This is a genomic window from Streptomyces sp. NPDC058701, from assembly GCF_042715295.1.
In the GTDB taxonomy this organism is placed as follows: Bacteria; Actinomycetota; Actinomycetes; order Streptomycetales; family Streptomycetaceae; genus Streptomyces.
Map to the genome: position 1 here is coordinate 1 of NZ_JBHXSY010000085.1, position 11,881 is coordinate 11,881.

At 70.9% G+C, this 11,881-nt stretch carries 7 protein-coding genes and 3 pseudogenes; 7 read left to right on the top strand and 3 right to left on the bottom strand.

Annotated features, from left to right (window positions below):
• Nucleotides 1-170: 170 nt before the first annotated feature.
• Nucleotides 171-1,010 carry an enoyl-CoA hydratase-related protein gene (locus ACFWW8_RS37155; RefSeq protein ID WP_386537002.1) on the top strand — a complete coding sequence of 280 codons (840 nt, stop codon included), beginning with the start codon at nt 171-173 and terminating at the stop codon, nt 1,008-1,010.
• Between the two features lie 187 nt (nt 1,011-1,197).
• Here the strand turns inward: ACFWW8_RS37155 and ACFWW8_RS37160 are convergent, their stop codons facing one another.
• Genes ACFWW8_RS37160 through ACFWW8_RS37170 form a run of 3 tightly spaced genes read right to left on the bottom strand, consistent with a single transcriptional unit; the run spans nt 1,198 to nt 5,878 of the window.
• On the bottom strand, nt 1,198-2,502 hold the full coding sequence (locus ACFWW8_RS37160) for an MFS transporter (RefSeq protein ID WP_386537004.1): 1,305 nt from the start codon (nt 2,500-2,502) through the stop codon (nt 1,198-1,200).
• Nucleotides 2,499-4,508, bottom strand: a complete 2,010-nt coding sequence (locus ACFWW8_RS37165; protein WP_386537007.1) for a PEP/pyruvate-binding domain-containing protein — start codon at nt 4,506-4,508, stop codon at nt 2,499-2,501. Before ACFWW8_RS37165 ends, ACFWW8_RS37160 begins: the two co-directional genes overlap by 4 nt.
• The gene (locus tag ACFWW8_RS37170) at nt 4,505-5,878 is read right to left on the bottom strand and encodes an acetyl-CoA carboxylase biotin carboxylase subunit family protein (protein ID WP_386537010.1); all 1,374 of its coding nucleotides are present in this window, start codon (nt 5,876-5,878) and stop codon (nt 4,505-4,507) included. Before ACFWW8_RS37170 ends, ACFWW8_RS37165 begins: the two co-directional genes overlap by 4 nt.
• 241 nt (nt 5,879-6,119) lie before the next feature.
• Between ACFWW8_RS37170 and ACFWW8_RS37175 the strand changes: the two are divergent.
• The 6 genes and pseudogenes from ACFWW8_RS37175 to ACFWW8_RS37200 form a co-directional block, all read left to right on the top strand.
• Nucleotides 6,120-6,995, top strand: a pseudogene (locus ACFWW8_RS37175) (IS5 family transposase); the annotation flags it as partial.
• Nucleotides 6,996-7,106: 111 nt separating this feature from the next.
• Nucleotides 7,107-8,042: a helix-turn-helix transcriptional regulator gene (locus ACFWW8_RS37180; protein ID WP_386537018.1), complete on the top strand. Its 936-nt coding sequence runs from the start codon at nt 7,107-7,109 to the stop codon at nt 8,040-8,042.
• A 351-nt stretch (nt 8,043-8,393) separates the two neighbouring features.
• On the top strand, nt 8,394-8,558 hold the full coding sequence (locus ACFWW8_RS37185) for a hypothetical protein (RefSeq protein WP_386537013.1): 165 nt from the start codon (nt 8,394-8,396) through the stop codon (nt 8,556-8,558).
• A 119-nt stretch (nt 8,559-8,677) separates the two neighbouring features.
• Nucleotides 8,678-9,397 (top strand): annotated as a pseudogene (locus ACFWW8_RS37190) (enolase C-terminal domain-like protein).
• Between the two features lie 261 nt (nt 9,398-9,658).
• The gene (locus ACFWW8_RS37195; protein WP_386537015.1) at nt 9,659-10,903 is read left to right on the top strand and encodes a globin domain-containing protein; all 1,245 of its coding nucleotides are present in this window, start codon (nt 9,659-9,661) and stop codon (nt 10,901-10,903) included.
• Nucleotides 10,904-11,638: 735 nt separating this feature from the next.
• Nucleotides 11,639-11,881, top strand: a pseudogene (locus ACFWW8_RS37200) (hypothetical protein); the annotation flags it as partial.

Here is an 11,881-nt window from a genome sequence, read left to right on the forward strand (position 1 = left end):
CGCCTGCTCGCTCATCTGCTGGCGACGCCTGAAGTCATTCCGATAGCAGTTCTAACTGATTTCCCACAGGAGTGGGAGCGAAGGTTTCGTCGAAGCCCCGAACGTGGCGCCGATATGGGCGAAATGGGGGTCTCCCACTCGTACGCTTCTGCACGCCCTGGAGGTACACCATGGCTTCCCCGATCGAGTCGGACTCGCTGCTCCTCGAACGGCGGGACGACGTCCTGATCATCACCCTCAACCGCCCGCGGGTCCGCAACGCCCTGGACGTGCCAACCGCACGGGCCCTCGACGGCGCCCTCACCGAACTGTGCCGGGACCCCGCGCTGCGAGCCGGCGTACTGACCGGAGCCGGCGGCCACTTCTGCTCGGGCATGGACCTGAAGAAGTTTCCCGTCCACGGCGTTCCCGCCGTCGACGGGCGCGGGCTGGGCGGACTGACGCGGGCGCAGCTGACCAAGCCGCTGATCGCCGCGGTGGAGGGGGCAGCGGTGGGCGGCGGCATGGAACTGGCCCTGTCCTGCGACCTGATCGTCGCCGGCGCGTCCGCGCTCTTCGCACTGCCCGAGGTCACCCGTGGGCTGATCGCGGCCGAGAGCGGGGCGGTACGGCTGCCGGCGAGGTACCCGTACCACCTGGCGATGGAGATGCTGCTGACGGGCGATCCCGTCACCGCGGCCTCCGCCGCCCGCCACGGGCTGGTCAACAGGATCACGGAGGACGGCGGAGCCCTGTCGGCGGCTCTGGAACTCGCGTCGCGCGTCACCCGCCACCCCGAGGAGGCGGTACGGGCAGCACGTGCCGTCGCACGCACCGCGGACGAGGTCGGCCCTGCGGCGGCCTGGCGCCTGGCGCCTCCAGGACGCTGTCAGCCCGTCCTTCTTCTCCACGCTCGGCTGATCCCTCCCGCTCCAGGACCGCTGCGCCCGTACCCGGCGCAGTGGTCCTTCGTGTGCGGCCGCCTCTTGCGACCGTGCTCGGCGGGCCGCCGCCCCTGTCCCACGCGCTGAGCCAGGGCCTCGGTTCCCCGGCCGCAGGAGCCTGGTCTCCTCCCGGTTCCCCCTCCGCCTCGGTCCGTGCCGTGGATCCGGGCAAGCACGTGTGTAGGGCCCCGAACGCCGAGCGGTGGCTGACCAGGACCAGCAAACACTGGTCCACCCCCGACCACTGCAGCCGCAGCCCATTGCGGTGAGCCGGTTACATGCTCCGCGCGGGGGGACCGGACGCGGCGTGCACCGGAGGGGGCACTGGGGCGACCGGTGCGCCCCTGCGGCGCAGGAACGGGTGCAGTACTGCCATCAGGACGCAGGTCGCAACGGCGCTGTGCCACAGCAGCGCGTCAAGGCGGTCGGCTGCCAGGTACTCTCCGGCTGCGATCGCCGCCAAGGCGCAGACACCCCGGTCGAGGATGCTCTCCACCGACAAGAGGGTGGCCCGCGGCGCGCCCTTGGGGATGGCGTCGTTCAGCAACTTGCGCTGCACCGGGTAGACGAGACCGGTGGTGCCGGCGAACACGCACAGGAGCACGACCGCCGTCACCGGGCCGCGCAGCGTGGTGGCGGCGAGGGTCAGGGCCAGGGCTACGGTCAGCAGGGACACCCAGGCAGCCGGGAACAGCCGGCGTCCCAGGAGCTGGGGGCGCGCCGAGGTGGCTGCCTCGACCACGGTCATGGCTGCGAGCGCTGCGCCGTGTGCCCCGTCGCCCACCCCATGGTGCAGCAGCACCGGCTGGAACAGGTTCACTTGGCACAGCCGAGCCAGGGTGAAGACGGCCACGCCCTGCACCATCAACAGGAGCAAGACGGGCGATCCCCGTAGGATGCGCAGGGCTTCGAGCGTCCCGCCCCGCCGGACCGTCCGGCCCCCTCCCCGTACCCGTACGGGTGGCCCGTCCGCAGCACGGCGGGGCAGAGCCAGAACGCAGCCGAGGGAAGCGGCTGCACTGGCCGCACTCAGGACGTAGGGCGCCTCGTGTACGTAACCCATCAGCGGTCCCACCAGGGGCCAGCAGGCCACCTTCGCGGCAAGCCCGAGGGAACGTGCGGTGCCTTCCGCCTTCACGTAGTGCACACCCGCCCCCTGTTCCTGGAGGGTGTCGTAGAGGTAGGCGCTCGAGGCGCCCGAGGTGAGCGACCGCCCTGCGGCCACGGCGAGGAAGTGGACCAGAAAGCCCGTGTAGGAGGGGGCGATGACGGGGGTCAGATTGGCCGCGGTCATCACCACGGCCCCGGCTGCCAGGGACGCCCGGGCTCCGAGACGGTCCGCGATCATGCCCGTCGGTACCTCGAAGAGGCAGAACGTGACGTAATAGATGCTCTGGATGCCGAACACCTCGGCGTCGGAGAGTCCGGCGGCACGCTGGTAGGTGTAGAACACCGGCATCCACCAGAGCAGGTTGAACAACAGCTGGAAGCCGTTGTTGAGGTGGATGGTCCGCTGCGCCGCCGGAGGCGGGGCAGACCCGCGGCGCAGGGCCGTTCGGGGGCGGAACCAGCGCCTCATCGGGTGTACGGCCGTATCTGGACGACCTGGAAAGCTCCTTCGGCCGTCATGAGCCACTCGATGTCGAGCGGCTGGTCCGGGTCGTCGGCGCCGAAATGCCCTTGCAGGAGGCGGCCGGCGAGGGCCAGCTCGCCCAGTGCCGCGCGGGTGGTGACCGGCAGGTCCTGCGGCGCCGAGCCCAGGTCGAGGGTGCGGCCGCCGCCCTCCACCGTGTTGAAGAGGTACTGCTGCGGCATCACCGTGCCGTCGACCACGCTCTCCGGGGAACCCGCCGCGCAGTTGAGGTAGACGTTGCGGAAATCGTCGGGGCGGGTCGGATCGCAGGTCACCATCACGCCGCCGATCTCGGCCGGAACGTATTCCTGCACCACCGCGCCCATGTACGTGTCTTCCAGGGAGATGCCGGCCTGGTGCCTGAGGCGGACGCTGCGCGGCGAGAGCAACGAGGCCCAGACCTGGCGGACGGCACCGAGCAGTTGTTCGACCCCACGCACAGTGGTCACCGATTCGTAGAGGCCCGCCGCGGAGAAGCCGGCGAGGTCCTCGGCGTTGGCGGATGACCGGACGGCAAGCCTCCGCCCTGAGGAGAGGAGACCTGCCAAGGGCCGGCTGATGGCCTCGGCGACCCCCGACGGCACGGGCGTCGCCCGGATGAGCGCCTGGAGGTGCAGGCACAGCGCGTCGACGGAGTCGGAGGCCTCCAGCTCCAGTGCCATCTTGAGTTTGCCGATGGTCTGTTGGAGGGCGGGAGAGGACGTCAGGAAGAGGTGCTGGAGCCGGAAGGGCAGGGCGAAGCCCCGGGGGGCGCCCACCGTCGCGGCGAGGTGCTCCGCGACAGCGCCGCGCAGGCGGTCCGGGCTGGCGCCCCGGTCCGCGAGCCTGCTCTCCAGGTGGTTCAGCAGGTCCGGGCGGGGCGGGCGCGGGCGGGCGTAGAAGCCGAGCAGGTCCGGCCCCGGCATCGATAGCACATGGTGCAGTTCGCCGAGGTTAGACGCCTTGGTGCCATACCGGTCGCGGTCGGCCCGGCGCAAGGCGTGCAAGGGCACGACGGGCGCGTCGCCGAGGACCGGGGCGTCGATGCGCACGCGAAGTCGCTCCCATGCTGGCCGGCGCAGCAGGGGCTGCTCGGCCAACGCGGTCAGGGTCACTCCGTGCTTCCCGGCCTCGTAGCGGACCCAGGAGCCGTCGAGGCTCTCCCGCTGCGCCTGCTCGTCGAGGTCGCGGATGATGGCGTTGGGGATCCCCCAGCTCGCGGCAAGGACGTTGGTATGGGACAGCGGCGTGGTGGGCTGCGTACTGATGAAGCCGGAAACCCGGGGGACGTCGTCCGGGAGGCGCGGCATCGCGACGATGTCGGACCACACGAGTCCCGCAACGGCTTCCTGGTACTCCCGTTCGGTCCGGAACAGGCGCAGCCGGCCGACCGTCTCACCGGGGTTGAGGCAGGTGCGGGTGCGACTGCCGAACAGCTCGTGGCCGAGGATGCGCGGGACGCGGGTGTCGCCGATGGCGACGAGGGCCTGCTCCTGACCGTGGTTGGCCGGCTTCATCAGCAGCGGCAGCCGGCCGTCGAGCTGGTCGCGGACGAAGGTGTAGAACTCCTCGATGAGTGCGGCGCCCATAGTGTCAGCCTCCGTGGTCTCCAGGACCATGAAGGCCTCGTCCTGCCCGGCCACACCGGTAGCGGAGTGCAGGGACAGGACCCCCAACGCGAAACGCCGTCGGGGATCGGTGTAGACGGAGTCGTTGAAGGCGTCCAGGTCCGCGTCGAGCTCTTGCTGCGTCATCCCCAGGATGCGGACCGCGATGTAGTCGACGTGGAAGGGGTGGACGGACGTGTCCAGCAGGTGCCAGGTGCCCTCCGCCCGGTCCATGACGACCTTGAGGTACGGTTGCCCCGCCAGGACGCCCGACAGCTGGCGGAAGAGCGGCAGGGTGAGGTTGACGCCCACCGCGGTGCGGTCCGGCGCCGACTCCGGAGCGCGGGGGGCCGGGGAGGCGCTCATACGACGGAACCCCTCGTGCGGGGCGCGCGCAGGATCGACGGCATGGCGTCGATCACCGCGGCCAGGTCGTCCAGGACGGACTGGGGGTCGTCGGCGGAGAGCGTGCAGAGACCGGCCATCGTGTTGGCGCCGGCCGCCGGGTCGTACTCGGGCACGAGCTCCCCGTCGGGCAGCGAGCTTTCGACGACTACGCCGAAGGCGTTGCCTGGGGTCACGGGCGCGGACCGCACGATGTCCTCGGTCCGCCAGGTGCGTCGCTCCGACCACGGCGTGCCGTCGGCGTGGACGGCCAGCACCACCAGAGACCCGGATGCCCCGCGGGCGTCGCGCGCGTCCTGGACGCGCGCCGGCCAGCCCGGATCGCGGCCGAGGAGCTGGTCGGTCAATCCGCCCACCAGGTCGATGCCGAAGGCCTGCTCGACCTGGGGGACGGTCATGGCACCGCCGAACCGGGCGGCCGTCTCGATCACCCACATACGGCCGTCCGCACCGAGCTTGATCTCGGTGTGGGTCCCGCAGTCCTCCAACCCCAGGGCGTCGACGGCGCGACGGGCGAGGTCGACGATCCGGTCCTGGATCCCGGCGGTCATGGCCGCGGGGGTGATACCGGCCCGCTCAGTGAACGGCGTCACGGTGGGCATGCGTCCGGTCAGGCAGACCGGATGGAAGATCCCGTCGGCCACGACGCCTTCGACGCTGACGTAGTCGCCCCAACCCTCGCCCGCGAACCACCCGCGGGCGTCCCCTTCTACGATCTCCTCGACCACGAAGTCCTCCCGCGCTCCCGGGACGTAGAGCTCCGCGTAACCGAGGTCCGCCGACTCCTCCATGACCTGGCGCGACCGCTCCCATGCCCCAGCGGCGTCGGCGGGAGTCTTTATGACCTGGTGAGCGGTGGAGCCAGCGCTCCACGCCGACTTGAGCAGGAGCGGTGGGGAAAGCTCGGCCGCGGCCGCCTGAAGGTCGGCCAGGGTCGTCACGGCACGGAACCGCGGCTGTGGGACGCGGTGGACGTCCCATGCGATCCGCATGAGTCGTTTATCTCGGGCGAGGCCCGCCGAGCTGCCAGCGCCGCGAAGCCCGAGCCGCAGGCACGCCTGGGACACCGCCACTACTGCGTACTCGGAGAACGTGATGACGGCTTCGGCCCCGACTTCCCGTGCCCGTTCGACGATGACATCCACCAGGTCGCGTTCCTCACCCCGGACGGTTCGCGTCACCGAGGCGCACCACTGGGCCAGTTCCGCGGCGATGCTCGCGGGCGGCTCGGCCAAGGCCAGCAGGTGCACCGTCGCCTTCGCCGCGACCCTGGCCAGGGCGTGGCTCGGCGGCGGGCCTCCTTTGGCGTGAACGTACAGCACACAGGTCACGGCAGACAGCTCCTCGGTCGACATTTCTCTGACGTGTCATCACATATAAGACGGATCACGGTCTGGCGGGCCAACAGTCGGCCCGACCCCTCTAGCGAACCAGCGCGCGGGGGGTTCGACGGCCCATCCTCGCGCCACCCCATCAGGCAAATGCCAGAGCCGGACACCGCCGCGGTGACGCGCGCGAGCTGCTCCATGGGCTAGGCCGTTTCCTTCGGATCATCTGATCGTTGGTTGATGTGTGTCGTTGACTGACGCGCAGTGGGGGCGGATCGAGCCGTTGTTGCCGGAGTGGACGCCGAAGCGGGGTGGGCGGTGGCGTGGTCACCGGCAGGTGATCGACGCGATCGCGTTCAAGTACCGGTCCGGGACACCGTGGATAGACCTGCCCGAGCACTTCGGGTCGTGGAAGGGAGCCCACAACCGGCTGCGAAGTGGGCCGCGGACGGGACCTGGGAGAGGGTCTTCACCGCCCTGCTCGCGCAGGCCGACGCCGAAGGCGACCTGGACTGGGTCGTGGCGGTCGACTCCGCCATCGTCCGTGCCCATGAGCACGCCGCCGGGGCCCGTCAAAAGGGGCCCCGGACGGCGAGCCCGCCGACCATGCCCTCGGACGGTCCCGCGGCGGACTGACCACAAAGTTCATCTGGCCGCCGACAACCGCTGCCGGCCTCCGGCCTTCCTCATCACACCCGGCCAGGCCGGTGACGCACCCGCGTTCCCGGTCATGACCCGTTCACGGGTTCCGCGGCCGGTCGGCAGGCCGAGAGAGCGACCGGACGTGGTCCTGGCCGACAAGGCCTGCTCGTCCCGCGCGATCCGCTCCCACCTGCGGCACCGCGGAATCCGGGCAGTCATCCCACAGCCCGCCGGCCAGGCCGCCAACCGCAAACGTCTCAGCCGACTCGGCGGCCGTCCCCCCGCCTTCGACCGCGAGGCCTACAAGCAGCGGAACACCGTCGAGCGCTGCATCAACAAGCTCAAGCAATGGCACGGCAGCGGTGCACGGGCCGTCCCTGAGAACGGGATCGGACACCATGGGGCACCCTTGCGGAAACCTTCACCATCCGTAGCGGCACCGCGTCGCCGATCCAGCCGACCACGTTCAGGAGCAGATGTGCGCGAACCCGAGTTATCAAGGCCGGTCCCCCACCGTCCCGTCCTGAGCCTGCCACGGAGCACGCCCCTGCCCGAAGAGACCGACCGGCAGGCGACCCACCTGGGTGACTTGACGCCCGCCGCGGCGTTCGTCCGCAACCGCGAGGGCCGGTACGTCTGGGTCAACCACGCCTACGCCCATCTGTACGGCACCACGCGCGAAGCCGTCATAGGCCACCATGTCCGCGACGTCGACGGGGCGCTCGATGCCAGTCGCTTCGTCGCTCTCGACGCGCAGGTGCTGGCCGGCGGAAAAGCCATCCGGCACACCCTGACCTTCCAGCGCGCCGACGGCAGCGCGGGGCAGGCGGTCGGCTTCCGGTTCCCGACCCGTTGGGAGGGCGAGGTCTGCGTCGCCGGCGTCTACATCGACATCACCGTGTACGTCGACGTGCTCGACCACCGCGGACGGATCGAAGCCGACTTGCGCGCCCTGCGAGACCACAGTGGCCTGGCCTGCCTGCGGCTCAGCTGCGACGCGGTGGTGCGGGAGGCCAGCCCGGCGGCGGCGGAACTGATCGGGGTCCGCGTCTCCGAACTCGTCGGTCGGCCCGCCGTGTCGGTCCTGGCGACCGATACCGTGCACACCAGGCTGGAGAGGGCGTGGGCGGACGTGGTCGGCGGACGCCGCCGGAGCGCCGGAGCGGACGCCCTGCTCGTGACCGCGGACGGCCGAGTGCAGCGGACGCGGCTTCGCATCACCGCCGTGGGCACGGGGCCGCAGGCCGTCTGGGTGGTGGCGAACCGATTGGGCGGCCCCCGGAATCCGGACGTTCACCTGACGCCCACCCAGGAGCGGATCCTCGTCATGCTCGCGTCCGGCACGAGTAACGCGGGGATCGCCCAAGCCCTGGGTGTCTCCCGGCAGACGGTGGACTACCACTTGGGCCGCCTGCGCACAGCACTTGGCGCGTCCACCCGCACCGCACTCGTGGCACGTGCCTACGCACTAGGGATCCTCTCTCCCGACACCTGGCCGCCACGGGCCAACTCCGCACACGTATGAGAACCGGTCGCGGCGTTGTCGCCGCGGATTCGTGATTCCGCGACGTCTGCGACCCCGTGGGCTTCGAGGTCGCGTGGACGACCACTCGCACTCGCAGTCTGCGTCCACCGCTCGACCGGCGGTGCGCGTGCGACGCACGGTCAACGCAGCGGCCCCGATGGTCAATGCGGACCACCTCCTCCGTCCCTAGGCTCCTGCTCACGCTAGGGGAGGAACCCACCTTGTCCCTCGTGCACTACCACGTCGTCGTCCCGCTGCCCACGCCGTTCCGGCCCGCCTGGATCTCCGGGTACCCCCAACCCACAACCGGTTCGACCTGATCCGTCTGGTCACCGACGACGGTGTGGAAGGGTGGTCCGCCGGGCCGGCCATGGGGCGGAAACGGGCGGGCTCGGCGATCTCATCGGTCCTTACCTCCTCGGGGTCGACCCCGAGGAGACGGCCGTCGTCCAGCAGCGCCGGCGGGAGATGGCCTACCTCGGCCAACGCCACGCCTGGATCGAACCGGCCTTCTAAGACGTGAAGGCGAAGCTGGCGGACGTGCCGCTCTACCAGCTGCTGGGTGGCGTCCACCGTCCGTCCGGCTCTACGCGTCGACGGGGAAACTGCGCGAGCCGGCCGACCGCGTGCAGGAGGTGGCCGACCGCATCGAGGAGGGCTTCGACACCGTCAAGCTGCGGGTGCACGCCATGTCCCTCGAAGAGGACATCGCCCAGGTCAGGGCCGTACGAGAGGCCTTCGAGGACAGGGTCCGCATCGGCGTGGCCGCCAACCAGGGCTGGCGGGTAAGCGCCCTCGCAGCCGCGCCCCTGTGGGATCCGATCCGGGCCCGCCACTTCGCCGACGCCTGTGCCGACCTGGGTGTGGCATGGCTCGAGGAGCCCCTCGCCATGGACGAGTACGAAGCGTTGAGCGCACTGACGGCGGCGGCGCGGCTGCCCATCGCCGGCTGAGAACTCCACACCTCCGGTTGGCCCGAACTGCGGATGATGATCCGTCGGCGATGCTACGACGCCTTTCAACCCGATGCCGTCTTCACGGAGGGCGTCGCACAGACCTTGCGCACCATCGACGAATGCCGCAACCAGGGCGTCGCCTACACGCCGCACACCTGGACCAACGGCATCGGCTTCGCGGTGAACATCCACCTGATGACCGGCGGGGGCGATCCCGGAGGGCACCTGGAATACCCGCTTTCTCCGCCGCCCTGGACGCCGGCCCTGCGAGACGCGCTGCTGGCCGGGCGCTTCGCCCACGACCGGGGATCACTCTGCCCACCGCTCCCGGGCTCGGCTTCGACATCGACATCGACCGCGGCGCCCTGCGCCGCTGGGGCCGGCGCGTTAGCGTGCTGACCGGCGGACGGCTCGCGGGGCGCACACCGTCAGGGACAGGGGCACTCGGGCCGCGTTCACCCTGGCCAGGGCGCGCCGCTCTGCGGACCGCGCCTGACCTGCTGACGTCCGCTGCTGTGAGCAGCGATTGCTCTACCTGAGGATCGTCAGCGTTTCGAGACTACTCCTTGCCCCCGGCTCCGCCGCGCGGGCCGGGGTTCGCACCGGCACCGCCCGCGAGGACCGGGAGCTCCCTGTCGCGACGACCATCCAAGGGAACGCATGCTCTCCTCAGAATCGGCCAGCACCGTCGCCCAGACCCTCCCGGCGGTCTCTGCAGCTCTCCCGGCCATTTCGCAGAACTTCTACGCCCGCCTCTTCTCCGCACATCCCGAACTGCTGCGGGACGTGTTCAACCGCGCCAACCAGGCATCCGGAGCGCAGGCCACCGCGCTGGCTGGCGCCGTGACCACCTTCGCCGCCCACGTGATCAGCAGACCGCAGGACCCGCCGGAGCTGCTCCTGTCGCGTCTCGCTCACCGGCACGCGGCGATCGGCGTCAGCCGCGAGCAGTACACCGTGGTCCACGAGCACCTCTTCGGCGCGATCGGCGAGGTGCTGGGCGAAGCCGTCACGCCCGCGGTCGCCTCGGCGTGGAACGAGGTGTACTGGCTGATGGCTGACCAGCTCGCCGACCGGGAGCACGCCTTGTACGAGCAGCGGGTCCTGGACGGGCACGCCTGGCGCGGCTGGAGGGACTGGCGGCTCGTGGGGCGCACCGAGGAAACCGCGGACATCACGACCTTCCACCTGGTGCCCGCGGACGACGCTGCCGTGCCGAGGTTCGTGCCCGGCCAGTACGTGTCCGTGCAGGTGGACCTGCCCGACGGGGCGCGGCAGATACGCCAGTACTCCCTCTCGTGCGGTGTTCCCGGGCGCCCGACCTGGCGGTTTAGCGTCAAACGGGTCGCCGGTGAGGACGGGGACGGCTCGGCCGGCGAGGTCTCCCGCCACCTTCACGACCGGGTCGAGTGCGGCCATCTCGTCAGCCTCTCGGCACCCTTCGGCGATCTCGTCCTGCCCGAGAATCCGGGCCCTCTGCTCCTGGTGTCCGCCGGCATCGGGGCGGCTCCCATGCTCTCGCTGCTGGAGCACCTGAACACGACGGGGCACCAGCGGGGCGTCACGGCCGTCCACGCGGACCGCTCGCACGCCAGCCACATGCGGGCGGACACACACAGGAAGCTCGCCGAGGGCTTGCCGGGCGGCAGCGCCCGGTTCTGGTACGAGGAGCCGCGGCCGGAGCACCCCGAGGAACTGCCCGGGCGGGCCGACCTAACCACAGTGGAGATCACGCCCGGCACCGACGCGTACGTGTGCGGCCCCGTCCCCTTCCTCCACGACGCGCGGACCCAGTTGCAGAAGGCGGGCCTCGCGGACGATCGGATCCACTACGAGGTGTTCGGACCCGACATGTGGCTGCCGGGCCCGACCGGTGGACCCCCACTGGCGTCACCTCGCCCCTGACGGCGCGTCCCAGCGCACCCGCCCCCGTCGGGACGCCGCCCCGGCCCGCCCGGCCGGGGCCCTGTGCAAGGGCCTCCGGCGCCCCGGACGCCTCCCACACCAGCGGTTCGTACGCGCACGACGCGGTACGGGGAGAATACGCAGTCGTCCTGCCCGTACCGCCTGGGCGGCCCACTAGCATGGTCCGCCCGTGGTGTTCGCCGCGACGCGGGGCGAGAAGCCTAGGGCTTACACGTTCGGGGAAGCGGTGGCTGCCGTGCGCCCCATCAGTGGCGGATCGACGCGAAACGGCTCAACACCCCACGCGGGTGTACCCGGCCGTTCCGAGGGAGGCCCGGGACCCGTAGCCGGCTACACCAGGCCGGTACCGGGGGCACAGCACCTGGCCCCTGGCGCGAATGACGGCGACGCCCTCCTCGCCTAGTGTGCGGGCGGGAAGCGCACCACCGGCCGGAGCGTCCCCCATCCGACGCTTCCCGGCCGGGACCCACGGGAGAACCCGTGATCGTGTTTCTGCTCCCTGCGTGCGACTACGATGACGGAGACGGCAGTGCCCTGGGAGCCCCTCCGATCAGCCAGGTACTACGTCCGGTTCGCCACCCCGGACGGCCACGTCGCCCTCGCCGACCGCCGACTCACCGACCGGTTTTTCCGTGCTCTCCCCCTTAATGACCCGTCGGGGAGCGCGGCGCCCACGCGCGCTTGACCCTGGACGCACGATTCGGCACGCGCTCGATGCTCGAGGACGGAACCGCCCAGTGGTTCTTCTCCGAGGTGTTTCGCCGGGACCGGGACATGCCCGTGGCGGCGGTGTGCCACGGAGTCCTGCTGGCCGCTCAGGCCAAGGACCCGGGAACCGGGCGGTCCGTGCTCCACGGGCGGCGCGCCACAGCACTGACCTCGCTGCTGGAGCTGAGGGCCTCGATGTGTTGTCCCGGGACGTTGGTGACACGCGTGCTGGGTTCTTGGAAACGGGTG

Excerpts from the sequence above, each read along its gene's own strand:
- ACFWW8_RS37155 (WP_386537002.1), top strand. The coding sequence starts at position 171 with ATGGCTTCCCCGATCGAGTCGGACTCGCTGCTCCTCGAACGGCGGGAC.
- ACFWW8_RS37160 (WP_386537004.1), bottom strand. The coding sequence starts at position 2,502 with ATGAGGCGCTGGTTCCGCCCCCGAACGGCCCTGCGCCGCGGGTCTGCC.
- ACFWW8_RS37165 (WP_386537007.1), bottom strand. The coding sequence starts at position 4,508 with ATGAGCGCCTCCCCGGCCCCCCGCGCTCCGGAGTCGGCGCCGGACCGC.
- ACFWW8_RS37195 (WP_386537015.1), top strand. The coding sequence starts at position 9,659 with ATGCTCTCCTCAGAATCGGCCAGCACCGTCGCCCAGACCCTCCCGGCG.